Consider the following 26,016-nt stretch of genomic DNA (forward strand, 5'->3'; position numbering starts at 1 on the left):
GAGGACCTCATCACCACGGTCGGAGCGGCCGGTTTCTGATGCAACGACGAGCGTCGAGCCCGCAGGGCAGCGAGGGCGCCGTGCGTGCCGTGTGCATCAGAGCGCGATGCGGTACGCGATGGTCAGCCCCAGATCGAACATGTCGATGCGACCCTTCAAGGACGCGAAGTCGCCGGTGGGGAGCTGCTCGGGCTGGCCAGGCAAGAACCAGTTCGAGTAGCGGACCTGGGCGCCGAAGCTCCAGTTGTCCGCGAAGGTCCACTCGGCGCCGACGCCGAGCCCCGCTGCGAGCCCCTCCGTGCCGAGGGTGGCGGCGCGCGGTCCGATGAACGCCGTGTCCGCGTACGGCTCTCGGTCGGCCACCACCGACCAGGAGTCGTTGACCACGACCCCTCCGAACGTTCCGCCGACCCAGAGCTCCCAGGTGTCGAAGCGGAGCCCGTAGTAACGAAACTGAGCCTCCACCAGGAAGTAGCTGCGGGAGTGCTCGCGCTCCAGTTCCGGATCTCCAGGCGCCCGATCGGCGCTCAGATCGAGCGCCCAGACGATGCCCGCCCCCAGCCCGAGGGGGCCATAACGGTAGAGGTTGTGCAGGGAGAACGAGAGGCTGCTCTCCCCTTGCTCGCAGCGGTTGAGCGCGACCGGACAGACGTCGGCCGCGGGGAGCGTGAGCATGCCGGCGCCGAGCGTGAACTGCGTGAACGGCAGGCTCTGCTCGAACGCGGCCGCGGCGCGCCTCGCCGCTCGGCTTTCATCCGCGCGGGAGACGCCGGCCGCTGCCGTGAGCCCCGCGAGCGCTGCAGCGAAGACCGCGGTCTGCCTCATAGCCATGGTGCACTGGTGGGGGGCAGAGAGGCCGGATCGGGCGAGAATGTGGGCGCCGAAGGCGGCAACTCGGGGCTTTGAAGTGGCTGCGGGGTGGGCAAGGTGGAGGCCGGGGGCGGGGGGGGCGTTGGCTGGAGAGGCTGCGCGTCAGGGGCTCTGGGGATCGCGCGTTGAGGGGCGCCGGGGGCAGATGAGGGGGCTCCCCCTCGAGCGGTCGCCGGTCCCCCTCCACGACCGGGAGGGGCTGGCACGAGCGCGGTGGTCTCTTTGCCACCCGGAGCCTTCCCCGACTCCAGCTCGGCGGCGAGATGCTGCGCGGTGGTGAACTCGGGGGCCAGCTCGAGAGCGAGACGGACGAGCCGGATCGCACCAGGCAGATCACCTGCATACTTGCGCCCGAGTGCCGTGGCCACGAGGCGCTCTGCAGCTTCACGGCGCAGCTCGCGCACCCGTCCATCGGTGGGCCACCGGGACTGGGCTCGCTCGGTGATCTCCTTGACGTTCTCCCCTTGGGGCGCATCCCATGCGTGTCGACGCATGCACTCGCGCGCCCGCTCGAGGTGCGCCTCGATGGAGTTCGGTGACTGCGGGGCGAGCGCTCCGAGGTGCTGACCACCCAGCACGAGGACCAGGCCCACGAGACCACAGCACGCCGCGATGGCGACCGCGCGTGCGAGCTTCGCGCGACGAGGCCGCGGGTGGGCCTCCGACGCGACCCCATGCATCGTCGACGGCGGCTCGAGTTCCGGCCCGCTCAGGTCTGCGCCCATCGTCGAGGCCCCTGGGTGTCGACCCTCGGCATCGTGCCCCTGCGATGTCCGCGCGCGATGCTCCCCCACCTCGTGCCGCGCAGCGCCCGGCAGCGCGTTTCCGTCGAGCAGCGAGCGCCGCGCAGGCAGAGGGGTTTCCGCCGCGACGCCGCACGGCTCGGCCGCCATGTCCGCGACCGGCATCGCCTCGAGCGCCTCCGCATGGCTCCGCGCCGAGAGCCCCGCCGCATCCTCCTCTCGGCCCGACTCCAGCGCAGGTGCGTCCGCGGCTCCCAGCCGGGCTGCGAGTTCGGGGCTGAGTTCCAGGGCGCGGGTGCGCGCCTTCGAGGCGAGCTTCACCAGCCCGCTCGTGCGCGTCATCCGCGCTGGGGCTTGAATCTCCTCGGGATCGAGCCCGCTCGCACGCGCGGCCAGGGCGAACTCGTGCCGCAGCGCGCGCGCGTCTCGCGCTCGTTCCCCGGGCCGCTTCGCCAGGTTCTGCATGATCACCTGCGCGATCGGGGTCGGAACGTAGCTGGCGCGCGTGATGCTTCGCAGGTCGGGAGGCGGAGCGTGGGTGTGCTGGACCAGCAACGCGACCGGCGAGTCGCCCTCGAAGGGGGCGCGCCCCGCGAGACACTGATAGAGCATCGTCGCGATCGAGTACACATCCGCTGCCGGACCGACCGACTGACCCTCGGCTCCCTCGGGAGAGATGTACTTCGCCGTCCCGAAGATGAGCCCTGCTTGCGTGGCGACCGCCTTGTCCGCCCAGTCGAAGCGCGCGATGCCGAAGTCGAGGACCTTCACGAAGTCCGGATCCTCGCCCCGGCGCACGAGCATGATGTTCTCGGGCTTAAGATCGCGGTGGACGATGCCCTGAGCGTGCGCCTCGCCCACCGCGTCGCAGACCTGCAGGATGATGTGCAGCGCCCGTGGCAAGGGCAGCGCGTTTTCATCCCCGCCCGTGCCCGCAGCGGCCAGCGCGGAGAGCAGGGAGAGACCGTCGAGGTGCTCCATGACCAGGTACAGCTCGCCACCGACGTGGGGGACGGCGCAGGGCGGGATGGTGCCCGACATCAGCACCTGCACCACGTTGGGGTGCACGAGCCGGCTCGCGATCTTGGCTTCCCGGTGAAAACGTCCCGTCAGCTCCGCGTTCCCGCTCATCTCCCGGTGCAGGATCTTCACCGCGACATCGCGCTCGATCCCTGCCTGGAAGGCCCGGTAAACGCGCCCCATCGAGCCGATGCCGATGAGGTGCTGCAGCCTGATCTGTCCCGCGAGTTCCAGCCCCGCATACGGGTCGGTCTCGGTGACGGGGGCAACCTTCCGCGAGGTATGAAGGGGCGTGCCGTCTCGTGGGCAGTAGAGCACATCCGCGTCATAGCGGTCGCCACAGGAAGGGCAGCTCTTCGCGGGGCCAGGCTGCATCGAGGGGAGCGAGCATAGCACTGCTGCCCCGCGGGGACCTCGTCCAGCGCCGTCCGGCCTGGGCATCCCACCCGAGACCCCCGCCAGTCAGGTCTGAGGACCCGCGGCGATGGATCGTAGGACCCGGAGCGATGGAGACGAGCGCCCTGGAGGATGGGGGAACGGCAGAGGCCAGACGTGCCCCTTCAGCCGACCTACCTGCGACGACGTCCTCTCCAGCGGGAGCCCCCTCTACCCGCGGATGTCCGATCAGTGGATGCACCGAGAGGTGCTGCCCCTCTGGAGAGCTACCGAACATCCAGCCGATGGAGGCATGGCCTCCCCCCTCCCTCGTCCGGTCGGCTCTGCCCGTCAGTCGGCTCGGTCCGTCGCGCTGGGCAGGTCCAACCGCTGGTATCTGGGCGGCGCGAGGGCGCTGTGCGGGCACTCGCTCCTCGCTCCGAACCCTCGGTCCCCGGGGGGGCAATCGCTGGATGGGAGCGAGTTCTCCGCTGCCCGTACCGGGTCTACGGGTGCTGGCTCTTCGAGTCCTGGCGCCTCCGCGGGCCGAGCAGCGCCAGGGATGAATCCTGTCGACCGGCCGGGACATGAGCCTGCTCCTCCCGGAGCATGAGCCTGATTCTCCCCGAGGTGGAGGCCGTCACCTACACCGAACATGGACCGTTCGACACCTCCGGATTACCGTCTGCGCGATGAGCCGCCGGAAGGAGCGTGTCACCGCGTGAGAGCCCAGAAGACTGCACGAGCAGGACTGGAGCAGGGTTCCGCGCGCACGGCCCCCCGGGAGCCTCGGGCGAAGGGGTCTTCCACGTCCTCCGCGGCCGAGCGAGAGACCCACGATGCCTCCCAGGAGGGCCCTCAGGAGCCGAGAGAGGGGGAGTACTTCGTCCACCTTCCGAGTTTCGAGGGCCCGCTCGATCTGCTGCTCCATCTCATCCAGAAGCACGAACTCGACATCCTCGACATCCCGGTGAGCTTCATCACGGCGAAGTACCTCGAATACCTCAAGGTGATGAAGTCACTCGCAATCGATCTAGCGAGTGAATACCTGGTCATGGCCGCCACCCTCACGCACATCAAGTCGAAGATGCTGCTGCCCGTGGTCCCTGCCGGCCAGGACGACGACGGCATGCCAGGCGAAGAAGAAGACCCGCGCGCGGAACTCGTGCGCCGGCTGCTCGAATACCAGAAGTACAAGGCGGCAGCAGAGGCGTTCAGCGAGCGCAGCACCCTCGGTCGTGACGTGTTCATGAGAGGGATGAGCGAAGAGGAAGTGCCGCTGGGCCCTGCCCCCTTTGCCCCGGTGAATGCCTTCAACCTCCTCGATGCATTCGAGAAGATCCTGGGTCGCACCAGCGTGCGCATCGATCACGAGGTGGTGTTCGATCGAATCTCGATCACCGACCGCATCGTCGAGCTCACCGAGAAGCTGTCCTCTCGTAAAGCGATGACCTTCGAGGCCTTGCTGCTCGACGGGATCCCCCGTGGCACGACGATCTCGAGATTCGACTTGATCATCACGTTTCTGGCCGTGCTCGAGATGTGCAAGCTCAGATTGCTTCGTGTTCACCAGACGGACTCTCTCTCGACCATTCACGTCGAGCTGACGGTCCGTGGAGAAGAGTCGACCTTCGATGACTTCGAAGTCGAAGGTTCTCCGCTGGAAGCCTCGGAGGAGACGGACCCGGAGGCCTCTCGGTCGGGCTACGGGGATACCGTCATGGAGCAGGGGAGCATCGACGCGGACCTCTATGAGGTGATGGATGTCGAGGGCTGAGGTGGGATCCCGTGGCCCTGTCGACGACGCGCACTCGACCTCGAACGCCATGACGTCGATGCAAGCCGCCGCGTTCGCGTGGTTCTCGGCTCAGCCCCCATTGACGCCACCGAGTTCGGACGCCGACCCGAGCACCGCCGACCTGCACACTCCGGTCCGATCCCGGAGAGTAGAGCCCCGCGCTCTGGACAGGGACAGCGGAGCGAAGTCGGCCAGCGGAAGCGAGTCCAAGCCAGCCCGAGGGAGCAGAGCCAAGGCAACCAGCAAGCGTGGCGCCAAGCCGGCCAGCGGGAGCGAAGCAGAAGCATCCGGCGGGAGCGATGCGAAGCCGAGCCGTGACGTCGAGGCTGAAGCCGTCAGCGTGGGCGAAGCCGTCAGCGTGGGCGAAGTGGAGGCCACCAGCGAGGCAGACGCCCCCAGCGCGGGCGAGGCGAGGGACACCAGCGACGACGAGGCCGAAACCGCCAGCGCGGGCGAAGCGGCGCTGCCTGCCGGGAGCGAGGCGGAAGCTTCCAGCAGAAGCGAGGCGAGGCTGGTCGACGAGGACGACGCCGAAGCCGTCAGCGTGGTGGAGGCAGCGTCTGACGCGAGCGAGGTGGATGCATCCAGCGGGAGCCAAGCGAGGTCGGTCCACGGAAACACACCCAGCGGGGACGAGGCCGAGGTCGCCCGCAGCAACGAACCGAGGCCGGCCAACGCGAGCGGAACGAAGCCAGCCAGTGGCGAGGATCCGCGTCCGCAGAAGGCGAGCCGCCGGGACCGAGGGGCCCGTTTTCGTGCCGCCGCGTGGACCCAGCTCCGCAACCGGGCCCAGCAGGCGAAGTCACCCCGGACGTCGTCGGTGTCGCCGGTCGTGCGCAAGCACCTCAAGGGGGTGCTGGAAGCGCTGATCTTTGCCGCGGAGAAACCGATGAGCGCGCGCGAGCTCGCACGTTCCGCGACCGCGGAGCTGCCGGTCATCCGGGAGGTCCTCGCGGAGCTGGTCGCGGAGTACGAAGGGCGCGGTTTCCGGCTGGATGAGGTGGCGGGAGGGTACGTGTTCCGGACGAGCCCGGCGTTTTCGCCTTTCGTTCGGGAGGTGACGGAGCAAAAGCCGGTGCGCATGTCGCGAGCGCAGCTCGAGACCCTCGCCATCATCGCCTACCGGCAGCCCATCACCCGGCCCGAGGTCGACGAGGTCCGTGGGGTCGACTCGGGGGCCGCGCTGAAGTCCCTCCTCGAGCGCGACATCGTGCGCATCCTGGGCAAGAAGGACGAGCCCGGGCGCCCCATGATCTACGGGACGACGCCTCACTTCCTGGCGTTTTTCGGGCTCCGGGCGCTCAGTGACCTGCCGACCCTGCGCGAATTCACCGAGCTCAGCGATGACTCGCGTCGGGCGTACGAGCGTGAGCTGGGGGAGGAGCCTCCGGAGGGAACGGAGGTCATGGGAGACAGCTTCGCTGGCGCTGAAGGGGTCATGCAGCGCCATGTCTCCGCACCCGAAGGGCCGGACACGACGTCGTCCGGAGCCGGCGAGACCGAGGGAGAGGCTGCCGAGCCTGCTGACGTCAGCCATCCGGACGAGCTTCCGGACGAGGAGCCTCCGGACGAGGAGCCGTCCAGCGAGCGCTCGGAGGTCGGCGAAGTTCAGCTCGACGACGGGTGATGTCGTCCAGCGTGGTCAGACCCCACCCCGCTGGAGCTTGGTCCGTCGAGGGCTCATGCCTCCGAGGACCCTGCGCCACGGGTCAGCGGGGGAACTCTCCGGAGGCGACGCTCCGAGGCGCCTCCTCCATGCCCCCCTGGACGCCGCTGTTCGTCTCCAGAGGAATCTGAAGGGTCCCGCCGGTCGGTGACCCGCTCGAGACCTGGGGTGTCGACTCCGGCGGCACGATGGCCGATTTCAAGGTCTGGAGATCCCCTTTGCCCACCTGCGTCACGAAGGGGGGCGCGTTCGCTGGCTCGTCGGCGAGCGCCATGAACAGACCCTGCGGACACGCGCGGTGGAGCGCCTCGAAGAGGGCCGAGAGCTCCACCTCCGGGGGCATTGAGCGGACATCGACGACGAATGCGTCCGCCGGCTCGGCCCCTGCATAGATCAGCGCATCATAGGGGTGCGCTGCATGCCGGACGGGGACGCCATCGCCGAGCACCCGGCTCAGCTGTGTCATCATATCCTTGCTGCCGATGGCCATAACGAGTTTCGAGGTGGCCCGGGCGAGCTCGCGCGGCACGGAGTAGCCCCATGCTCGCAGGAACTCGGCGACGTCTGCCGCACGGAAACGCAGGTGCCGACCTGGCGTCCGGAAATGGGCGATCCGCCCACGATCGACCCAGTTATGAATGGTCTTCAGGTCGACCTCGCAAAGGGTTGCGAGGTCGGACGCAGTCAACAGCTTCTCACGAGAACCAGACATCGCTGTACTCCATGCGAAGGACCCGCATCACACCGTTCGCGAAAGAACGCGATGGCGGCCACCCCTCAGGCGGCTTTCCCTAACCCCACCTGCGCCGGTTGCGAATTGAAATCTAGCTCTCAGAAGTGGAGCCGTCACCCGCTTTGCTTGATTTTCTCGGAGCTGAATCAGGTATGCCCCTGCTTCCCGCTACCGGACACGTCGGTCGTTTGGATTCGTTCAGGGTATCGCTTTCTTCATTATGTGCCCTCGACCTGGTGAAGGCCAGTCCGTGGTGAACGAGTCGGCGAGGCCATCCGGTGCTCGCGCTGCAGTTCGCGCCAGACTCATGCCCGCTCGGGGGGGCGCGAGCGCTGGCGTTCGTGAGACCACGCGCCCGGATGCATTCGACAGCCGGAGCGGCTCTCCGCCATTGGACAGACCGTTTTTTCCAAGTTTGGGAACTCTCAGGAGAATCGTCCCAGGTGCGGGGGGTGGATCGAGGCCATCGTCCTCCTGAAAAGACGCATTCACCACCAAGGCAAACGTTCCTGGTGGAAGGGAGGCCTCTGGAAGCACCGTCCGACCGCCCACGTCTTCGAGAACATAACCACCCAGATCTGCAGCCACCAGCCCATCATTGTAGAGTTCGACCCACTCTTGAGAGGGCTCTGCTCCAATGGGGTTGGCGAGCACCTCCGTGATCACCACGTGGGCCATCGGCGCAAGCGTCGTGCCACGGAAGTGACTCCGCTCGGCGCGACCCGCAGTGTCGAGGACGACGATATCGAAGTGAATCGATGCGTCGGGCTGGAGTGGTGCGAGGATCAATGGTTCCCCCGGTCTTCTCGGTGCCACGAGATCGTGGCCTTCTCCCGCCACGGCCCAGAAGAGCGGCGCGTCGGGCGACTGGACGAGGACGCGATCATCCTCGACGAGTGCGCACCCGGGCCCGAAGGGGACCAGCTCGCCGTCGCACTCCGTGGCCGTGTACGGAGAGGGCGCGGTGTCCATGGTGAAAGGGCGAGGGGAGAGCGCGAGCTGGAGGCCCTCGTCGAGGAGGAGATCGGGAGGGCCGAGAAACGGTCCATCCCCTGCGTCTTCATGGCCAGCCGCGGGCTGAAAGCGCACACAGGACTCCCCGAGACCTGCTGCGGCCCCTCGCAGCAGGTTCCCGGGCGGCCCTTCTGGATCGAGGTGGACTGCGACCTCCAGCTCGGGGAGAGGCGACAGGCCGCACCAGACGCCGAAGCTGGCCGTGGAGGCCTGGCCCGCTGGAGGCCAGAGGCGGCTCAGCGTGGGCATCGTCGTCGGTGTGACGTGGATGACTTGGACGGCCTCCGGGAGCGCGCTCGCGAACGTGTACGTTCCCCCCGGCTGAAGCTCGACCGTGGGGGCGAGGACCAGGAGGCGCCCCTCTGAGACTGGTTCGTCCGTGGTCGGCTCTTCCATCCAGACGAGCGCAGGGACGATCCGCTTCGAGAGGGCCTTCGAGAGCTGACCACGGGTGATCTGTCGGAGGTGGGCCGGGCCGAGTTCCCCTTCGAACAGCAGGGCGCGTTCGACGTCGACCTCTGCCCTGGAGGGAACCTGCAGATGCACGCGGAGGACTGGCGGCGCGGCCTGCGTGGAGGCCTCGGGGTGTAGCGTCACGCCAGGGCCCGGTTCGGGCGCGGTGTCCCCGGGGCCGGCTCCTGCGGAATGGCCCGGCAGCTCGGGCAGGCACCCGAGCCCGATGACGCCGCCCAATGCCACCAGCAGGCTCGTCGCACAGCGGCGCGCCAGTTCGTGTAGAGAAAACATACCCGTCCATCGGCACGCCGAGCGGTGCAGTTGACGCCGGGATGCATTTCATTCGAAAAACGGACCATAGAAACGTGGACGCGAGTGACATCAAGGCATTGCGACAAGAACTCGCCTGTACTGCCCGGGAGCTGGCTGCTGCGCTCGACATCGAGCAAGACGTGGTGCTCTCCTGGGAGCGTGGGGAGCTATTTCCCACCAAGCGCCATGTCACTCAGATGGAGGCGCTGCGCAGCCAGGGCCCCTCCGCCATTCCCCGACGTCCGAAGGGGCGCCGGAGCCCGCAGCAGCCACCCCTGCACTTGCTCGCCGAACCCGAGCTGTGGCGGCTGGTGCGAAAGCTCCTGGCGCACGCCGAGCTGCGCGCGGAAGCCATGAAGCTGGCGGAGCAGTATCCGGACCCTGCGGAAGACCTCCCCGAGAAAGGTCGCTGAGTCGGCCGTCTGGCTGCCGAGTGTCCACGCCTCGGATGGTGCTGGAGGAGCGTCGGACGGGTGAAGTGCGATGGTCGGACGCCGACGCACCCAGTTCACGGTGAAATCCAGGCGTTGCGGCGCTGACGTGCCCAGTTCAGCCACCCGCGTGCAGATCACGCGTCTGCCGGTCAGCAGGACGAAGAGGCCACCCGAGGTCGCCACGAGGTGAAGGGGTGAGGGAGAACGGCGCCTCGGCCAGGTCGAGCCATCGAGGGGTCCAGGCCTGCTTCCCGCTGACGAGACGTGATGGAGGCTCGCTCCTCATTCGGTGAGGGATCGCGATCGGCAGGTGGTGAGCTTCTGGGCTTCCTCGCTGCAATCGATCCCGTCCAGGAAAAACCGATTGTCGCGGCAGCGGGCCTTCGTCAGCTCGCAGCTCGTGTAGCGCTCGTAGGTTTCGCTGCAGCCGTAGGCCGCCGCGGTGTCCTCTTCAGCTGCGAGGTTGACCCGACAAGCGCTGTGGTCCGTCTCCGTGCATTCGGTGCATGCGCACATCGCCTCGCACCGCTCGTCGGCGATGGAGGAGCAAGCTGGCGCCACACCGACGAGGCAGAGCAGCAGCGTGATGGAGGTCAGGCGGTTTCGTGGTCCCAGCGCGTCACGTGATGGCTGCCGTCGCGGAGGGCGGGTCATGGGACGCGCAGCGGTCAGCTCCCGGCGATCGTCATCGAGGCGACGCGCAGCGTGGGCGCGGCGGTGGAGGTGCGGAGATCGAGGTCGCTGCCGACCGCGTCGATGCGCTGGAGGAGCTGGTCCAGGTTGAGCGAGATGGTGACCTCGTTGACGGGGAAGGCCAGCTCGCCATCCTCGATCCAGAACCCGGAGGCGCCCCGGGAGAAGTCGCCGGTGACGGCGTTGAACCCGAAGCCCATCATCTCGGTGACGTACAGGCCCCGCTTGGTGGAGCGCAGGATCTCTTCCGGCGGGGTCTTCGACGGCTGAAGCAGCAGGTTCGAGGTCGAGGGGCCCACGCCTCCTCCGCCGCCTCGCGACGCATTGCCGGTGGGCTGACGGCTCAGCTTCCGGGCGCTGTAGCTGTCGCAGAGGATCATCTGGAGTACGCCATCCTGGACGACGACGTTGCGGCGCGCGGCGAGTCCTTCGCCATCGAAGGGCCTGGAGCCGGGTGCGCGCGGGATCAGCGGGTCGTCCACCACGCTGACGAGTTCGCTGGCGACACGAGTCCCCTCTCGACCCACGAGGTAGCTCGACTTCCGCCAGATGGAGCTGCCCATCATGCAGCCAGCGAAGAGGCCGAGGATGGAGCGGGCGACGTCGGGATCGAAGATGACGGGGGCCTCGCAGGTGGGGACTTTCCGGGCCCCCAGCTTGCGGAGGGTGCGCCGCGCGGCTTCACGTCCCACGGCCTCGGGGGAATCGAGCTCGGCGAGGTGGCGCTTGGCGCTGTAGTGGTAGCCTCGGCGCTTCTTGCCGCCTTCGTCGTCGGCGACCGGCGACACGACGAGTGAGGCGTAGGAGCCGGCATAGCCGCCCCGAAACCCACCCGACAGGACCAGGCCGAAGGCGCCTGCGGTGCGTGAGAAGGTGGCGCCGTCGCTGTTCGTGATGCGGGGATCGGCGTCGCGGGCCGCTTGCTCGCCGCGGCGGGCGAGGGCGATGGCTTGCTCTGCGGTGACCTGTCCGCCGGCGGGATCGTAGAGGTCGAGATCGGGGAACGGCCCCGGGGCGATGAGGTCGGGGCTGGCGGGGCCGGCGAAGGTGTCTTCCTGGGAGATCTCGGCCAGCTCCAGGGCATCCTTCACGAACCGATCGAGGCCCCTCGGCGTGAGATCGGAGGTCGACGTGAGGGCGACGCGACCCGCCTTGATCACGCGCATCCCGATGCTCCGGTGGGCGGCTTCCTCGACGAGTTCGGGCTCTCCGAGGCGCACCTTGGTGGACAGCTCGGAGCCCGAGCGGGCGATCGCCTCGGCCACGTCGGCGCCGCCCTGTCGCGCCCGCTCCACGACCTCACTGGCCAGCTGCATCAGGTCCTGGATCTGCTGATCGACGTTGGGGTAGGCGGACATGGGGGCTCAGGGTGGTGGACGGGCGCAGGTTCGTCAATCGGTCGGTCACCTCAATCCCCGAGGCGCGACCCGACGCTTGTGCCTTCAGTGGTCTCGGCCTTGACGAGGTCTTCGTGCAGGCGGGTTTCCGAGGAGGCGCCCGGACCCCGAGGAGGTCGCCCTCCCACCTGCATGGCCACTCATCATCGGCCTCCCGCTGCGCGTGGGGTCGGCGTTCCGTGGCGCGCTGGCGGCGGGACCTGCTGGTCGTCGTGGCGCGTCACCTTCTCGGGGTGGACGCTTCGCCGAACGCCTTCCGTTCAGGAGCGCTTGCGCGGTGAGCACGAGGCCCGCAATGAGCAGGCCGTGCATCCACAGGAGAGCATAGCCGAGGGGACCGCCCGCCACGGCCCCCACGCCGAAGTCTCCCTGGATCTGGCGGTACGTGCCCTCGACGGTCAAGCGCTTGCCCAGGAGCAGGACGAGGAGGGCGGCGAGGGCCAGGGGCGCGCCGACGAGGCTCCCGGTCGCGCGGAACGAGCGGTGTTCTCCCGCGCGTTCCATGGCGAGGAAGCCAGCGGGGACGGCGGCGGCGTCCGCGATGAGGAGCAGCAGCTCGAGCGCCGAGGGGACGCGGCGGCTGTCGATCAGGTAGGCGAAGCTCCAGTCGGGCGCGAAGGTCAAGAAGTAGGCGCAGATCGGGGTGAAGACGAGGAGCCCGAACAAGGTCGCCAGGGCGAGCGAGCGAGCCTCGGCGGTGCGGGCTGTCCCCATCCCTGACACGCCGTGATCGCGGAGCGCTTGCCAGGCCGTGCCACCTGGCTGGGAGCGAGCGAACGGCTGCAAGGGCGCGGCGCCACGTATCCAGGCGAGCAATGCACCCAGGGCGAAGCCGATGAGTGGAGCGACGAACGCGGGCACGGGTGGAACCTAGCGCCACCGGCGGCCATCGCCAAAGTTTGCCGTTTGATCTGAGCGCTGCGTCGCGGTAAGCGCCTTGCCCGATGGATCCTCGCGACGTCCGTGAGCTTCTGGAGCGGGTTCGTAGTGGTGATGTGACCGTCGAGAGCGCTCTCGAGGGGCTACAGGAGCTCCCGTTCCGGGACATCGGCGTCGCCGCCGTGGATCATCACCGGGCGCTCCGGCAGGGAGTTCCGGAGATAATTTTCGGCCAGGGCAAGACGCCGGAGCAGATCATCCGCATCGCGGAAGAGATCCTGCGTACCGGGCAAAACGTGCTGGTGACGCGGATCGAGCCGGAAAAGGCAGAGCGCATCACCGCTGGCCTGCCCGGCTTCAGCTACTCGTCTCTGGCGCGGACGGGGAAGGTTGCGCATCGCCCCGCTCCCGAGCGCCTGGCTGGGCCCGTCGCGGTGATCACGGCGGGGACCAGCGACATCCCCATCGCCGAAGAGGCGGTGGAGACCTTGCTGGCCGTGGGGCTTCAGCCCGATCGTGTCTACGACGTGGGCGTTGCCGGGTTGCACCGTCTGCTGTCGCGCTCCGAACAGCTTCGTCGCGCTGCGGTGGTGATCGTGATCGCCGGCATGGAGGGGGCGTTGCCGAGCGTCGTCGGCGGCCTGGTCGCCGCGCCGGTCATCGCCGTGCCCACGTCGGTCGGGTACGGGGCGGCGCTTGGAGGGTTCACCGCGTTGTTCTCGATGCTGACGTCCTGCGCCTCGGGCGTGGTCGTGGTCAACATCGACAGTGGTTTTGGCGCAGCGATGGCGGCTCACCGCATGCTGCTCGACCGAGGGCAGTAGCGATGGCACACGGCGATTCTCACGATCTCCCCCCTGACGAGGGGCATGGGCAGGGCGGCGAGGGCGCTGGCCATGGGCACGCTCATGCCCACGGTCACACCCACGAGCATGGGCATTCCCATGACCATGGCCACACGCACGAGCATGCGCACACGCACGAGCATGCGCACACGCACGAGCATGGCCACACGCACGAGCATGGCCACACGCACGAGCATGCGCACACGCACACGCACTCCCATGGCCACGCGCGCGATCACGAGCACGTGACGACGCGCATGCCCCTCCTGGAGCAGGGAGCCGGGGCGGGCAAGATCCTGTTCTTCGACACGTTCAGCGGCATCGCGGGGGACATGACCATCTCCGCGCTCCTCGATCTCGGGGTGCCGTTGCTGGTCATCGAGCGTGCCGTGGCGGCGCTCCCCATCGAGGGGTTCCACCTCCACCGAGGCCACGCGCACCGCAGCGGGATCGTTGCGACGTCCTTCGACGTCCACGTGGAAGGGAAGCAGCCGGAGCGGACCTATGGCGAGATCGACGCGATGCTCGCCGCGGCGCCGCTCGAACCAGCGATCGCGACCCTCGCGCGCAGGATCTTCCGCCGCCTGGGCGAGGCGGAGTCGGCGGTGCATCGGATGCCGCTGGAGAGCGTGCACTTCCACGAGGTCGGCGCGGTCGACGCGATCGTGGACATCGTCGGCGCGGCCGCCGCGATCGCCTATCTGGGAGCGGAAGTCGTGGGCTCTCCGCTCCCGATGGGGCGAGGCTTCGTTCGTGCGCAGCACGGGATCTTGCCGCTGCCGCCGCCGGCGGTGGTCACCTGTTTGCGCGGGGTTCCGACGTATGGCGTGAACCTGGACGCCGAGCTGGTGACCCCGACGGGCGCCGCGATCATCGCGACGGTGGCGACCCGCTTCGAGCGCTGGCCGACGTTCGCGCCCGAGCGCGTCGGCTTCGGGGCCGGTCAGCGTGAGCTTCCGGATCGCCCGAACCTGCTGCGGGTCGTCCTCGGCAGTCCTCCCACCGTGGAGGAGTCCGGCTCGGCCTCGCACGTCGTCCTCGAGGCGAACGTGGACGACATGACCGGCGAGATCGCAGGGCATGCGATCGAGGCGTTGCTCGCGGTCGGTGCGGTGGATGCCTGGGCGACGCCGATCACGATGAAGAAGGGTCGTCCGGCGCTCACCATCTCCGCGCTCGCGCCTGCGCCTCAGGCCGACGCCGTGGCGACCACGCTGCTCACGGAGACGACCACGATCGGCGTTCGTCGTGTCCCGGTGAACCGCACGGAGCGACCGAGGCGCTCGATCACCGTGGAGACCGTCTACGGAGCGATCCGGGTGAAGGTCAGCGAGGGACCGTTCGGCCCCCCGCAGGTGAAACCCGAGTTCGATGACTGTGCAGCGGCAGCGCGTACGCACGGCGTGCCGGTCCGCGAGGTGGTCTCGGCAGCCCTCGCCGCGACCAGGATCTGAGCAGGGTCAGTCGGCCCGCTCGATGGGGAGCAGCTCGGCTTCCCAGGCCAGAAAGCCACCTTCGAGGAAGGCGACGGGCGTCCCTTCTTCGGCCAGCTTCGCGACGAGGTCTTTCGACTTGTCTCCGCTCCGACAGTAGAGAACGGGGGCGCCCGGGAGCATGTGAAGCTCCGCCAGGCGGTTCTCGATCTCTTCGATCGGCATGTTGACGGCACCCGGGATGTGCGCCCGGTTGAACGCAGCGAGCTCGCGGGTATCCACGGGGACGACCTGGCGCTCCTGGAGGAGCTGCACGAGTTCAGGCGCCCTGACCGCGCCCTCGGCGCGCGGCAGGAAGGGCTCGATGAGGGCACGGAGCTGGTTCTTGCGCAGCACCCCCTGGTCGGCGGCGACAGGGCGGCCCCGGTGAAAGACCATGAAGGTGGGCACGGCCTGGACGCGCATCATGGTGGCGAGCCGCTTCGACTTGTCGATGTCGATCTTGACGACCTTCGCCTTGTCCGCGAGCTCTCGCGCTACCGCTTCCACCTCGGGCGCGACGGTCTTGCAGGGGCCGCACCACGTGGCCGTGAAGTCGATGAGCACCGGGAGCTCGCTACGAAGCACCTCACGCTCGAAGTCCTGCTCGGAGATCTCGGGGACAGACATGCTGGAGAGGTTTAGCCGGCCTCCTGGCTGGAAGCGAGGGGATCTGGTGCCGGTGAATGGTAGCGGTCGCAGGATCTCGACAATTCCGGTGGGCCCGACGATGGAGCCTGCCACGCTGTGCCGATCCGGTGCATACACGGACGTGAGCTGAACCAGACGGCTCCCCGAACCATCGGGAGCCACCACGACGGAGCGAGCGCCATCATGGGACACACGACTTTGTGGCTAGGTCATCCGACGGAACTCGAAGGTCCTCGTCTTTCGCAGGGAGACGGAGCACCGGCCGACTTCTCCCTCACCAGCAACGAGATGCAACCGATCCCCGGGGAAGCGCTCTCCGGAAAACCTCGGGTCCTGGTCGCGGTCCCTTCCCTCGACACGCCCGTCTGCGATCGCGAGAGTCGACGCTTCAATGAAGAGGCCGCGAAGCTGCCAGGCGTGTCGATCCTCATCGTGAGCATGGACCTTCCCTTCGCGCAGCAGCGCTGGTGCGGTGCTGCAGGTATCGAGCGGGTGAAGACCTTCTCCGACTTCAAGGAGCGCTCGTTCGGCCGAGCCTACGGAGTGTTCGCACCTGCCGTGGGCCTGCTGGCGCGCGCCGTCTTCGTGATCGACGCGAGCGACGTCGTTCAGCATGTCGAGTACCTGAGCGACGTGTCCGACGAGCCGGACTATGACGCCGCGCTCAAGGCAGCTCGCGCGCTGGGCTGACGGGGTCAGCCGCGGCGCTCTTCGCGCGTCCGCACGGTCCTCGGATCCACGGCGTCCCGGAGCGCGTCTGCGAGCAGGTAGCTGCCTCCGATGGTGAGCAGGAGCAGGGCGCCGGGCCAGAGGAGAAGGCGCAGGTTCTCCGGATGGAGAGCGGCCTGGGCCAGCGTCTCGCCCCACGAGGCTGCCTGCGCGGGCGCGCCCATCGGCAAGAATGAGATCGCCGTTTCCAGGAGCACGACGGACGTCACACCGAACACCGAGCTGACGATCACGGGGCCCAGGGCGTTCGGCAAGATGTGGCGAAAGAACACCCGCAGGTCGGAGCAGCCCAGGGCCTTCGCCGCGAGCACGTAGTCTTCGGCCGATGCGCGGAGCACCTCGGCGCGGACGAGGCGCGCAATCTCCGCCCAGCGCACGACGGCCGCCGCGAGCACGAGCGAGAGCGCGGATGGCTCTCGCTCGATCGCGCGGATCAGGGCGACCATGATGATCGCCGGGAATGTGTCGACCGTCTCCACGAGGCGGACCAGGCGATCGTTCCAGAAGCCGCGGTACGTGCCAGCAAACCCGCCGAGGAGGACGCCGAGGAACATCCCCGTGAGCACGGCGGCGAGCGAGAGTCCGAGCGCAGTCCGTGCGCCGTAGACGAGCCTCGCGGTGAGGTCGCGGCCTTTCATGTCCGTGCCGAGAGGATGGCGCGATGAGGGCGCGGCGCTCGGTCCGGCGTCGCTGGGATGCGTCGGCCCATATCGGACGAGGGGCCAGATGCCCGTCCCGGTCTCGTACCGAGCGAAGCGGATCTCGTCGCTCGAGGCATCGAGCTCGTCTGCGTGGACCACGGAGCCGAGCACCTCGACCCCGCGCGGCCCGGTCCAGATGATGGGGGCGGGGCCTGCGATGAACTCCGCGAAGATTCCGACGAGCGACAGCATGCCGAGGAGCACGGCGCCGAGGGCAGCGCGTCGGCTCCAGGCGATGCGGTGCCACAGGATCGCGAAGTGGGTCACCCGCGTCGTCTCCTGGAGAGCACGCTCCGCGCCAGCCGAGGATCGAGGAGGACGTAGGCGAGGTCGGTCGCGATCACCGCCAGCGCCGCGATCGCCGCCGCAAAGAGCGAGAGCGCCATCAGCCAGTTCGCGTCGCGCGTCTGCACGGCGAGGATCGTGGCCTCACCGAGACCTTCCAGGCGGAAGACATGCTCCACGACGAACGCGCCGCCGATCGCGAGCGGCGGCTCGACGACCGCCAGCGTCACGACGGGGAGGAGCGTGTTCCGGACGCCATGAGCCAGGAGGGCTCGCAGGCGACCCGCACCCCGAGCACGCGCGGCCCGGATCACCTCCTGGGTCAGCACCGTCGACAGCGCCGAGCGCTGCTGGCGTGTGGGGGCTGCGATGAGCCCCACGGCGAGGATCGCTGTGGGGAGGAGCAGGCTGCCGCCACCGCTGCCGCTTCGCGGTGCGAGGGCGATGGCGAGGACGGGTGTCGGCAAAACGCAGAGGCCGAGCACGGTGCACGCGATGATCAGATCCGTCTTTCGCCCGCGCGAGGCCGCGCTGAGCGCACCGAGGGGGATCGCGAACGCATACGCCATCATGATGGCGCCGAGGACCAGCGTGAGGGTCACGGGGAGGCGGCGGCGCAGCTCGTCGAGGACGGGTTCTCCGCTGGCGGCCACACCGAAGCGGTGGGTGATCGCGCCCAGGGCCCACTTGCCGTAGCGGGTCTCCAGGATCATGGCCGCGATGCGCGAGGGGCCGCTGAACACGGCAAAGTCGCCTCGATAGACCGACCAGTAGGTCTGCCATCGGGTCACGCAGGCCTGCGCGGTCGCGAGATCGTCGTCGGGACCGATCCGATCGTCCACGCTGGTCACGTCGGCGGCGATCTCCACGAGCGCCTGCGCTCGTTGCAAGCTCGTTGGATCCCGGGGTGGAGGCATCGCCTTGATCACGAACTCGAGGGCGAACGTGTCCAGCTCCCGCAGCTCCGCGGCGCGCGAGCTGGAGCCGTAGCGGGTGAAGCGACTCACCGCGCTGCGCACGGAGGCTGCGCGGAATTCCACGCCCCGGTCGTCCCAGAAGCGCGTCCAGAAGGCCACGGCGCGCGCCGGGTTCCTGGCATCCTCCGCGCGCGGCAGGTGCATCCTTTCCGCGACGGGGGCGAGGGCGAGGGCGACCTCGGTCCGTGGCTCGGGGGCGAGCGTGTCCAGCGCTGGCAGCACGTGGGGGAGCGCGGCGCCGCCGAGCCGTTGCAAGGTGGCCGCCGCGCGCGCGGCTTGATCTCCACCCGCCGCGATCTCTCGCACCGCCTCCATGGCGCGCGTGCGCACGTCCCTGGGGTTCGGGTTGATGAAGCGTGGGAGATCGAGGTACCGCTCCCGTCGCATCCGTTCTCGATCGGCACGGCTCAGCGCTGCGGTGAAGCGCGGATCGTCCACGGGATCCGGGACGAACGACAGGACCAGGAACGTCACCACCGACACCGCGAAGAGTGTCGGCAGGGTCCACAGGAGTCGTCTCAACGCATGGCGCAGCATGATCTGCTCAGCCCGACCGCGGCCCTGGTGAGCCCGAGCGGGCTCCTCGGTCCGGAGCAGGGAAGTCGCTCACCCCATGCGTCGTATCGTCACTCCCCCCATGAGGCGCTATCGGAACAGGTAGTAGCCCGCAATGAAGACACACGCGACGGCGCTGGCGATCATCATGATGACGAGCCACTGCGGCGCGCCCTCGGTGGGAATGTGGATCGCGTCGTCTCCCGGCAAGGCGCGGTTCGCCATGCGGTCGTCATCGTCGTCTTGCTCGTCGTCGCCATGCCGCTCGTCGCTGTCGTCCCCTCCGCCGGATCCATCCTCGGAGCCTGGCGTCCAGAGTCGCGGGGCCGGCGGGCGCTGGGAGATCTTTCGCTCCTCGACCTCCCGGGCGCGTCGCGTCGGCTCGGGCACGGAGGTCGCGGCCAGCAAATGCTCGGGGAGCTGGTACTTCTGGTACTTCAGGCTCTCGGTGTCCTCCCGCGACGGCTTGTCGAGGGAGTCGCCTTCGAACCTGGCCACGACCACGGTGATGTTGTCGTGACCTCCGGCCTGGTTGGCCCTCTCGGTGAGCACACGACACGCCTCCAGTGGCTCCTCGATGGTGCGGAGGATCTCGCGGATCTCGTCGTTGCGCACCATCCCGGAGAGCCCGTCGGAGCAGAGGAGCAGCACGTCACCGTGCTTGAGGACGACACAGGTCAGGTCGACCTGCACGGACTCTGCGGTGCCGAGCGCCTGGAGGATGATGTTGTTGTGCTCGAAGGTCTCCGCTTCTTCCTCGGTGAGCTGACCGGCTTCGATGAGCTGGTTCACCAGCGACTGATCGCGGGTCACCTGCACCAGCCGGTCGCCACGCAGGATGTATGCGCGGCTGTCACCGACCTGCCCCACGAAGAGATGATCATCGAGGAGCGCCGCGACGGTTGACGTCGTCCCCATCCCTCGGCGCGTCCGATCGAGCTTCGCTTCGCTGAAGATGCGGAGCCCGGCGGCCTCGATCGCGAGCACGAGGCGCGCGGCGAGTTCGTCGTGATCGGCCGGCTCTGGGCCGGCGAGCATGCGCTGGTAGATGATGTCCACGGCGAGCTGGCTTGCGACCTCGCCCGCCGCGGCACCGCCCATCCCGTCGCACACACCGAAGAGGGCACCTCGCTCCCCCACGAGCTGGGTGCGTTCGGCCTCCATCAGGCCTCGGGTGCCCTTCGTCAGATCGGCGACGATGAAGTTGTCTTCGTTGTGTTCGCGGACCTGGCCCACGTCCGTGCGTCCGAAGATTCGGAGCCGCACTTTGTCGCGGGCCTGGGCCTTCGTCACAGCGATGTCTGGCGAGCTTCCACCGTTCGACGGTTGTGAAGTGGCATCGCCATCCGAGCTGGATTCATCCTCAGTTCCGGCCGCCAGAGGAGGCACGGCGTCCAGAGGTGAGGTGCTCACCTCGGGCCGTACACTTCTTGGCGCGCCGTCCCGCGCGGGATCGTGGCCCCCGGGGCCATCGAGTCCGGGGGGCTCTGCGCTGGTTTCGCGGGCGGTCTGGTCGCTCATCACGATAGGTCCACGCGGAACAGGTGCTGCCCGACGCGAACGAAATCCCCGTTGGCCAGGGTAACGTCCTCCCGGACCGCGACGTAAGTTCCGTTCGACGAGTCGAGATCGGTCAGGGTGAACTCGCTGGTCACCGGATTTCTCCGGATGACCGCATGTCGCCTCGAGAGGAACGGGTCCGACGTGAACACGATATCCCCGGTTTCTCTGCCGATCACGGTCTCATCCCGGTGCAAGTGATAGACGTCGCGCACCACGCCTTCGACCGTCCTCTGGCAGAGCCGTGCACGTCGCTGGACGGCCGGCGAGCCGAAAAGCAGAGTCCCGTGTTGGATCGCATGGCCGAGGCCTCGCTCCCCGTCACTCACGGTCTGAAACTGTAACACCTCCAGCCCCAGGAGAAGCAAGTCAGCATCTCGCAGAGAATGAGGCTGACGGATGCGGAGGTAGCTCCGGTTGACGCTCCCCAGGTCCCGGAGAATCCAGGTCCCTTCATGGGGAATCAGCCGTGCATGCCGCGGAGCGACGTAAAGATCGTCTTCGAGGTGGATGTCGCCCTCGGTCCGACCGATATCGATTTGTCGGCCCGACAGCGGAAAAGACTTCCCTTCGCTGCCGTCTTCGACAATGACGACCAGCCTTCCCTCGGGGGCCCGGCCGGCTCGGGTGTCTGGCCAGGAACCCGCCGGTCTCACGGCGTGAGGGGACCGAAGGGGTGGGGCTGCGAGCTGCGAGAGCTTCGCCCCGCCCGAGGTCTCCGTGGAGCTGGGGAGCGTGGAAAGTTCTTCCGCCGTGCTGTGGCTCTCCCGAGCGTCGCTCGACGTCGGCTGGTGCTCCACCCGCACATCGGTCGGTGGGACGCCTCCGAGAGAGAGGGGTGCCGAGCGTTCCCCTTCGAGCGGCGCGCCACAGTACTTGCAGAAGCGGGTCGTCGCGAGGCAATGCCCGTGGCAGCGGCTGCACTCGATCATGCGGGTGGGGGCATGTCTCGCCGCCGAGATGTCGACCACCGGGGCGCCCACGATCTTCTCGTGCGTCACGCCTCCGTCGAGTGGCGAAGGCGTCCCGTGGCCGGGCACATGAGGCTCCAGGGCGCCACGAGGGATCGTGTCGTCCTTGCCGCGCTCGACGCGCAACGTCGCCTCGACGGGGGGCGTGGGCGAGGGCGGGGGAACGGCTGCTCCCATCTGGGTCGACGGCTCCGGGACCGTCCGGCTCTCGGGGCGTGAGGCCTTGAGCGACGAGCCGCACGTGACGCAGAAGCGATAGCCGGGAGGGTTCTCGGAGTCACAGCTCGTGCAGAGGACCCGGAGCGCCACCGTTGCAGGCATGAGCGACTCGACGGTAGTTCGCTCCTCCGGGACGAAGGCTGGCTGCGCGGGGACCTCCCGCTGGGCCGTGGGGGGCGTGAACGAGAAGCCGGGGACCTCCGGTCGCAAGCGGCTCTGGGCTCGTCCTCCTGACGCGCTCGATCGTCCAGCCTCGGGATCCTGAGAGGACACGGCGGGGGCGCTGGCGTCCTGCTGGAGTGCGCCCTGCGATGCCTGGGTCGCTGCGAGCTGCGAGATGGGCGCTTGGTGGCTCGCTGCAGAAGGCAGGGTCAACGCAGCCGCTTGCGAGGGAACCACGGATCCCGGTGCGATCGCAGGTGGCTGTGCAGCGACGACCTCGGAGCGTGCGGAAGCCTCGGGAGATGCGCTCCCTTGCTGCGCGCTGCTGCCCGATGACGAGATGATGAGCTGAGGGGCCGCGACGTTCTGCGGGATGCCGATGGACTGTTGACTGCCGATGGACTGTTGACTGCCGACGGACTGCTGAGCGCCGATGGAGGGGTTCCCGATGCCAGACGAGCCTGATGCCGACGTGCCTTCTGGCGGGGAGACTCGTGGAATCCCTTTCGGAGGGGTCGGGGCGACTCCGCGCTTCACTTTCGCTTTGAGCCGCCGCCCACAGTCCTGGCAGTAGGTCAGTTCATCAGGGTTGTGGCGTCCGCAGACATCACAGATCACTCGGGGAGGGGACCGCGGTCCGCCTGTCGAGTCAAGGGCAAGAGAGGGGGATCGCGTCGGGCGCCTACCCGAAAAAAAGGGCCGCCACGGTCGAAAGCTCTCTCGAGGCGTCGTGCCGCTGCGAGATGCGTCACCGATCGGTGGTGCGTGCGCCGCGGCACGACGGGCGGTTCTCGCGCTTCTTGCGATGCTCTCGACCCCGGGGGACGAGACGCGTCAGCGGCGTCCCAGCTCGGTCCGGACCTCGATCATCAGCTCGAGACCGAGGAACTGAGCGATGGCGGTCCGTCGCCGATAGCCGGCCGTGTCGGTCCATCCCGCGAGCAGAACCGGACGCCAGCCCCCGCTGATGCCGAGCACCGTCAGCCGAGAAATCTCGAGTTCGACGCCTGCACCGAGGGAGAGGTGCGCGCCGCCGGTCTCGGCGCCCCATTCGTTCCCGTAGGCGACGCCGCCGACACCTGCGGTGAAATAGGGAGCGGCCCGCGTCCCGAAGTCGGGCAGGTAGCGCATCTCCACGCGGAGCTGCTGGAAGATTCCGAGCCGGTAGAGGTTGCTCGAGTCCATCTTGGTGAACTCGTAGGAGCCTCCGAAGTACCAGGGGCCCGGTGAACGGTAGCCACCACGGATCAACAGCCCACCACCGCTGCCCAGGATGCACGGGAGAAATGCTCCCTGCTGCTCCTGGCAGGCGGCCCCCTCCGACAGGTTGATCGCCGCCGTGAGCGCGACCCCGTATTGCGCGTACTCGACGTTGAGCGGGGGAGGGCGAGGACCCACGGTTTCCTCGAACCTGCCCGCCACCGTCGCATCGGACGCGCTCGTCCCAGCGCCATCGGTCTCTTGCCCCATGGATGACGCTGGCTCCGCGCTCTGCGCCTGGAGAGGTGCAGCGCGGAGCGCGATGGCGCTGGCCACCGTCAGCGGTAGGAGCGCCGTTCGGAGACGCACGATATAGCGTGAATACGCGAGCCTCGCGCGCTCGGCAACGCTTCGTCCACGAGACTCGCGCGGAGGGCCCTCGCGAGGGCGCCTGGACCACGGGGGTGAGAGTCCTGGACCACGGGATCGTCGATGGCCCCCGGTGGAGGACCCTGGTGGCTGGGCAGCTCCCGCGCTCGAACCCTCTGCCGAGCCGACCTCTCCGCCGACCTGAACGGTCATGCACCGCGTCGACGGAGGTGGTCCCCGAGTCGGCGAAGCGTCATCCGATGTCCGAAGATCTTCGTTCGCCCGCTTGACGTCAGCGGCGAGGCTCGCCTAAACGGAGCTATCCCCCTATGGAGATTCACCTCGACAAGCGTGCCGTTAGGCAGATTCGGGACTCAGCGGCTGACGCCGTTGAGGAGGGCGATACCGAGGCTCTGCGTGAAGACGTCCTCGAAGCCTTCTCGGAAGAGCAGGTCGAAGAAATCGAGCGCCGCCTCGATAGCGGCGACTTCTTCGAGTTCCTGACCGACATCCTCGACGAGTGGGGCGGCGACGACGTCGACGAACTCTTCGAGCTCATCGAGACTCAGCTCGGCGATCTCGGCATCGACCTCAAATACGAGGGGCGAGGCAAGGTCGACGACGACGAGGCTGCCGATGACGACGACGAGGACGACGACGACCTCGACGACGACGAGGATGATGACGACGACGACGACGACGACGACGACGACGACGAGGACGAAGAAGAGGACGAAGACGCGGAACGCTGAGCGCGTCTGACGTCACCCGTTCGATGCGGGCTCACCGCTCGCCTTCATCGTCTTTCTGCGTCAAGTCGCGCTCGATGTACGCTGCACAAGGCTTGCCGGACGCTTCGAGCGTCGGGCAAAGCCGGTGTGCGCAGCGCGCGTAGCGTGACTCGGGGAAGTCTCTTCGAAGGAGGGCGGCAACGGAGCACGCTTCTCGTTGCTGTCCGTCCTCGAGCCACAGCTTCGCCTCGGCCCAGAGCACGTCGTCGCGCATGAGCGATGTGCGGTGCTTCTCGTAGAGTCTCCGGAACTCTCGCCTCGCCGAGGCGTGATCCTTCAACGTGTCTCTGTAAATCTGCGCAATGCGTAGCTGCGCGTCGTCGAACAGCGGCCGCTCGTAGCTTCCCGTCGACGCCGTCTCGCGCGGCGCGAGCAGCTCTCTCAGGATGCTGATCGCCTCCTCGGGGCGGCCCAGCTCCTCTGCGAGACGCGCGGCGTGAAACAACGCATTGTCGGTGAGCGGACCTGTCGGGTAGGGGTGGGCGCGGGCCGCGTCGAGCAGCGTTCGGAGCGCGCGCGCACGATCCCCGGCGCGCTCCTCCGCGCGTCCGAGCTCGTAGCGCACCATCTGGTCGAGCTCCGTTCCTCGCAGCCCGGATCCCTCGCGCTCGAGCCAGGACACCGCGCCTGCTGGCCCACCCAGTGCTTCTTGATGATCGACCAGCATGCGGAGCGCACGGCGCGCGAACCCGTGCTCGGGGTGACGTCGCAGGGCCGCGAAGAGCTGCGCGAAACCCTGCGTTTCGTCGCCTTGGCGGATGGCCAGCTCGGCCAGCTCGAACTCGGCGCGCACCGCGCGGGGACCTTTCGGGGAGGCGGCGACGAGCTGCTCGTAGGCCCGCTGCGCAGAGGCCCAGTCGGCGTCGCGCTCGTGGGCGCGAGCCGCCATGAAATACGCCTCGTCGCGATCCTTCACCCGATCCGCCTTCGTCGCCGCCTCCGTGAACGCGCGCGCGGCTTCCTTGTAGCGACCGGCGTGGAAGGCGCGCTGTCCGGAGGCGAACGAGTGAACGTAGACCTCGGCAGGCATCGACGCACAGCCCACCGTCGCAGCGACGACGACGGCGAGTGCCGAGGCGTGGAACCACCTCACGCGTTCGCTTTCTGCATGGCGATGCGGAGCGCCTGCACCAGCGCGTCCGTGGCGCGGGGGACGTCTTCCGTCGCGAGATCCAGGTGGGTGCACAGACGAACCCTGTGCGGGCCGAACGCCGAGACCAGGACCCCTCGCTCCTCTGCGGCCTCCACGAAGCGGGCTGCTGGAACGCCCGGGGTGTCGACCATCACGATGTTCGTTTCCGGTACCGGAATGCTCGCTCCCGGCACCTCGCGCAACGCCGATGCGATGCGCTCGGCTGCGTGGTGGTCCTCGACGAGGCGCACTCGGTGATGCTCCAGCGCGTGGAGCGCGGCCGCTGCGAGCACACCCGCCTGACGCATCCCGCCACCCAGCATCTTCCTGAACCTGAGCGCCGCCGCGATCTGCTCGGCGCTCCCGCACAGCGCCGAGCCCACTGGAGCGCCCAGGCCCTTCGAGAAGCAGACGCTCACCGTATCGAACGGCGCGGCGAGCGCGGCGACCGTATGCCCTGTCGCCACTGCTGCGTTCCACAGCCGCGCCCCGTCGAGGTGCAGGGCGAGCCCATGCTTCCTGGCCACCGCTGCAATCTGGAGGACGTGCTGCTCGGGAAACACGGTACCTCCCGCTCGGTTGTGCGTGTTCTCGAGCGCGACGAGCCTCGTGCGCGGCATGTAGTAGGCGGGCGGCTTGATGGCGGCCTCCAGCTCCTCTGCCGTGAACAGCCCGCCCTGGCCTGCCACCTGGAACTGCACGCCGCTCCACGCGGCGCCCGCGCCCGACTCGTAGAAGGCGCAGTGTGCTCCTTCGCCGATCACCACTTCGTCACCGCGCTGGGTGTGGCAGAGCAGGGCGATCTGGTTGCTCATCGTCCCGCTCGGCACGAAGAGCGCGGCTTGCTTGCCGGTGATCTCTGCGGCCCGCTCTTCGAGCCGCCGCATCGTCGGATCCTCGCGGTAGACATCGTCTCCTACCGGAGCGCTGACCATGGCGCGGCGCATGGCCTCTGTCGGACGAGTCACGGTGTCGGAGCGGAGGTCGATCATGGGAGGTCTGGTCGA

23 protein-coding genes are annotated in these 26,016 nt (G+C 68.3%); 7 read left to right on the forward strand and 16 right to left on the reverse strand.

Annotated elements, in window-relative coordinates:
• Positions 1-96: 96 nt before the first annotated feature.
• Together CMC5_RS17395 and CMC5_RS17400 are read right to left on the reverse strand one after the other, a co-directional pair.
• A complete protein-coding gene (locus CMC5_RS17395) occupies positions 97-831 on the reverse strand; it encodes a hypothetical protein (RefSeq protein ID WP_156338670.1) in 735 nt (244 codons plus the stop codon).
• Positions 822-3,008 carry a serine/threonine-protein kinase gene (locus CMC5_RS17400; RefSeq protein WP_050431487.1) on the reverse strand — a complete coding sequence of 729 codons (2,187 nt, stop codon included), beginning with the start codon at positions 3,006-3,008 and terminating at the stop codon, positions 822-824. Before CMC5_RS17400 ends, CMC5_RS17395 begins: the two co-directional genes overlap by 10 nt.
• Before the next feature lie 721 nt (positions 3,009-3,729).
• Here CMC5_RS17400 and CMC5_RS17405 point away from each other — a divergent pair.
• On the forward strand, positions 3,730-4,785 hold the full coding sequence (locus CMC5_RS17405; RefSeq protein ID WP_245678483.1) for a segregation and condensation protein A: 1,056 nt from the start codon (positions 3,730-3,732) through the stop codon (positions 4,783-4,785).
• Positions 4,786-5,146: 361 nt separating this feature from the next.
• Entirely contained in the window at positions 5,147-6,433 is a 1,287-nt protein-coding gene (gene scpB, locus CMC5_RS42645; RefSeq protein WP_245678484.1) for an SMC-Scp complex subunit ScpB, read from the forward strand.
• A gap of 82 nt (positions 6,434-6,515) precedes the next feature.
• Here scpB and CMC5_RS17415 read toward each other — a convergent pair whose 3' ends face one another.
• Both CMC5_RS17415 and CMC5_RS17420 read right to left on the reverse strand, forming a co-directional pair.
• Complete coding sequence (locus tag CMC5_RS17415; protein ID WP_050431489.1) at positions 6,516-7,184, reverse strand: helix-turn-helix domain-containing protein; 669 nt, start codon at positions 7,182-7,184, stop codon at positions 6,516-6,518.
• Between the two features lie 219 nt (positions 7,185-7,403).
• Complete coding sequence (locus CMC5_RS17420) at positions 7,404-8,816, reverse strand: lamin tail domain-containing protein (RefSeq protein WP_169796572.1); 1,413 nt, start codon at positions 8,814-8,816, stop codon at positions 7,404-7,406.
• A gap of 224 nt (positions 8,817-9,040) precedes the next feature.
• Between CMC5_RS17420 and CMC5_RS17425 the strand changes: the two genes are divergently transcribed.
• Positions 9,041-9,400, forward strand: a complete 360-nt coding sequence (locus tag CMC5_RS17425) for a helix-turn-helix domain-containing protein (protein ID WP_156338672.1) — start codon at positions 9,041-9,043, stop codon at positions 9,398-9,400.
• A gap of 303 nt (positions 9,401-9,703) precedes the next feature.
• Here the strand turns inward: CMC5_RS17425 and CMC5_RS17430 are convergent, their stop codons facing one another.
• The 3 genes from CMC5_RS17430 to CMC5_RS17440 form a co-directional block, all read right to left on the reverse strand.
• The gene (locus CMC5_RS17430; RefSeq protein WP_050431492.1) at positions 9,704-10,075 is read right to left on the reverse strand and encodes a hypothetical protein; all 372 of its coding nucleotides are present in this window, start codon (positions 10,073-10,075) and stop codon (positions 9,704-9,706) included.
• Between the two features lie 14 nt (positions 10,076-10,089).
• A complete protein-coding gene (locus CMC5_RS17435; protein ID WP_245678485.1) occupies positions 10,090-11,472 on the reverse strand; it encodes a TldD/PmbA family protein in 1,383 nt (460 codons plus the stop codon).
• A gap of 84 nt (positions 11,473-11,556) precedes the next feature.
• Positions 11,557-12,372, reverse strand: coding sequence for a hypothetical protein (locus CMC5_RS17440; RefSeq protein ID WP_050431493.1), 816 nt, complete (start codon positions 12,370-12,372; stop codon positions 11,557-11,559).
• An 83-nt stretch (positions 12,373-12,455) separates the two neighbouring features.
• Between CMC5_RS17440 and larB the strand changes: the two genes are divergently transcribed.
• Entirely contained in the window at positions 12,456-13,214 is a 759-nt protein-coding gene (larB, locus tag CMC5_RS17445) for a nickel pincer cofactor biosynthesis protein LarB (protein ID WP_050431494.1), read from the forward strand.
• Here the strand turns inward: larB and CMC5_RS47600 are convergent.
• Positions 13,184-13,432, reverse strand: coding sequence for a hypothetical protein (locus CMC5_RS47600; RefSeq protein ID WP_245678486.1), 249 nt, complete (start codon positions 13,430-13,432; stop codon positions 13,184-13,186). The genes larB and CMC5_RS47600 overlap by 31 nt on opposite strands.
• Positions 13,433-13,480: 48 nt before the next feature.
• On the opposite strand from CMC5_RS47600, the gene larC reads away from it, so the two are divergent.
• On the forward strand, positions 13,481-14,689 hold the full coding sequence (gene larC / locus CMC5_RS17450) for a nickel pincer cofactor biosynthesis protein LarC (protein ID WP_245678487.1): 1,209 nt from the start codon (positions 13,481-13,483) through the stop codon (positions 14,687-14,689).
• Positions 14,690-14,695: 6 nt separating this feature from the next.
• Here the strand turns inward: larC and trxA are convergent, their stop codons facing one another.
• Positions 14,696-15,337 carry a thioredoxin gene (gene trxA / locus CMC5_RS17455; RefSeq protein WP_050431496.1) on the reverse strand — a complete coding sequence of 214 codons (642 nt, stop codon included), beginning with the start codon at positions 15,335-15,337 and terminating at the stop codon, positions 14,696-14,698.
• A 204-nt stretch (positions 15,338-15,541) separates the two neighbouring features.
• Between trxA and tpx the strand changes: the two genes are divergently transcribed.
• A complete protein-coding gene (gene tpx, locus CMC5_RS17460; protein ID WP_050435949.1) occupies positions 15,542-16,048 on the forward strand; it encodes a thiol peroxidase in 507 nt (168 codons plus the stop codon).
• 5 nt (positions 16,049-16,053) lie between these two features.
• Here tpx and CMC5_RS17465 read toward each other — a convergent pair whose 3' ends face one another.
• The 5 genes from CMC5_RS17465 to CMC5_RS17485 form a co-directional block, all read right to left on the reverse strand.
• Positions 16,054-17,055, reverse strand: a complete 1,002-nt coding sequence (locus tag CMC5_RS17465) for an ABC transporter permease (RefSeq protein WP_050431497.1) — start codon at positions 17,053-17,055, stop codon at positions 16,054-16,056.
• Positions 17,052-18,587: an ABC transporter permease subunit gene (locus CMC5_RS17470; protein WP_050431498.1), complete on the reverse strand. Its 1,536-nt coding sequence runs from the start codon at positions 18,585-18,587 to the stop codon at positions 17,052-17,054. Before CMC5_RS17470 ends, CMC5_RS17465 begins: the two co-directional genes overlap by 4 nt.
• Positions 18,588-18,695: 108 nt before the next feature.
• Complete coding sequence (locus tag CMC5_RS17475) at positions 18,696-19,841, reverse strand: Stp1/IreP family PP2C-type Ser/Thr phosphatase (RefSeq protein ID WP_218920279.1); 1,146 nt, start codon at positions 19,839-19,841, stop codon at positions 18,696-18,698.
• 284 nt (positions 19,842-20,125) lie between these two features.
• Positions 20,126-21,730, reverse strand: coding sequence for a double zinc ribbon and FHA domain-containing protein (locus tag CMC5_RS17480; protein WP_156338673.1), 1,605 nt, complete (start codon positions 21,728-21,730; stop codon positions 20,126-20,128).
• A 621-nt stretch (positions 21,731-22,351) separates the two neighbouring features.
• The gene (locus tag CMC5_RS17485; RefSeq protein WP_050431501.1) at positions 22,352-23,086 is read right to left on the reverse strand and encodes a hypothetical protein; all 735 of its coding nucleotides are present in this window, start codon (positions 23,084-23,086) and stop codon (positions 22,352-22,354) included.
• 329 nt (positions 23,087-23,415) lie between these two features.
• On the opposite strand from CMC5_RS17485, the gene CMC5_RS45935 reads away from it, so the two are divergent.
• Positions 23,416-23,838, forward strand: a complete 423-nt coding sequence (locus CMC5_RS45935) for a hypothetical protein (RefSeq protein ID WP_050431502.1) — start codon at positions 23,416-23,418, stop codon at positions 23,836-23,838.
• 31 nt (positions 23,839-23,869) lie between these two features.
• Here CMC5_RS45935 and CMC5_RS17495 read toward each other — a convergent pair whose 3' ends face one another.
• On the reverse strand, positions 23,870-24,970 hold the full coding sequence (locus CMC5_RS17495) for a tetratricopeptide repeat protein (RefSeq protein ID WP_050431503.1): 1,101 nt from the start codon (positions 24,968-24,970) through the stop codon (positions 23,870-23,872).
• Entirely contained in the window at positions 24,967-26,001 is a 1,035-nt protein-coding gene (gene ltaE, locus CMC5_RS17500; RefSeq protein WP_050431504.1) for a low-specificity L-threonine aldolase, read from the reverse strand. Before ltaE ends, CMC5_RS17495 begins: the two co-directional genes overlap by 4 nt.
• Between the last annotated feature and the right edge of the window lie 15 nt (positions 26,002-26,016).

Origin of the sequence: Chondromyces crocatus (genome assembly GCF_001189295.1) — a bacterium.
Classification (GTDB): Bacteria; Myxococcota_A; Polyangia; order Polyangiales; family Polyangiaceae; genus Chondromyces; species Chondromyces crocatus.

What these genes read in the sequence shown, in the direction of transcription:
- CMC5_RS17470 (WP_050431498.1), bottom strand. Translation starts at nt 18,587, where the DNA reads ATGCTGCGCCATGCGTTGAGACGACTCCTGTGGACCCTGCCGACACTC.
- tpx (WP_050435949.1), top strand. Translation starts at nt 15,542, where the DNA reads ATGGGACACACGACTTTGTGGCTAGGTCATCCGACGGAACTCGAAGGT.
- trxA (WP_050431496.1), bottom strand. Translation starts at nt 15,337, where the DNA reads ATGTCTGTCCCCGAGATCTCCGAGCAGGACTTCGAGCGTGAGGTGCTT.
- CMC5_RS47600 (WP_245678486.1), bottom strand. Translation starts at nt 13,432, where the DNA reads ATGCTCGTGCGTGTGGCCATGCTCGTGCGTGTGGCCATGCTCGTGCGT.
- CMC5_RS17415 (WP_050431489.1), bottom strand. Translation starts at nt 7,184, where the DNA reads ATGTCTGGTTCTCGTGAGAAGCTGTTGACTGCGTCCGACCTCGCAACC.
- CMC5_RS45935 (WP_050431502.1), top strand. Translation starts at nt 23,416, where the DNA reads ATGGAGATTCACCTCGACAAGCGTGCCGTTAGGCAGATTCGGGACTCA.
- CMC5_RS17395 (WP_156338670.1), bottom strand. Translation starts at nt 831, where the DNA reads ATGGCTATGAGGCAGACCGCGGTCTTCGCTGCAGCGCTCGCGGGGCTC.
- larB (WP_050431494.1), top strand. Translation starts at nt 12,456, where the DNA reads ATGGATCCTCGCGACGTCCGTGAGCTTCTGGAGCGGGTTCGTAGTGGT.
- CMC5_RS17430 (WP_050431492.1), bottom strand. Translation starts at nt 10,075, where the DNA reads ATGACCCGCCCTCCGCGACGGCAGCCATCACGTGACGCGCTGGGACCA.
- ltaE (WP_050431504.1), bottom strand. Translation starts at nt 26,001, where the DNA reads ATGATCGACCTCCGCTCCGACACCGTGACTCGTCCGACAGAGGCCATG.
- CMC5_RS17400 (WP_050431487.1), bottom strand. Translation starts at nt 3,008, where the DNA reads ATGCAGCCTGGCCCCGCGAAGAGCTGCCCTTCCTGTGGCGACCGCTAT.
- CMC5_RS17435 (WP_245678485.1), bottom strand. Translation starts at nt 11,472, where the DNA reads ATGTCCGCCTACCCCAACGTCGATCAGCAGATCCAGGACCTGATGCAG.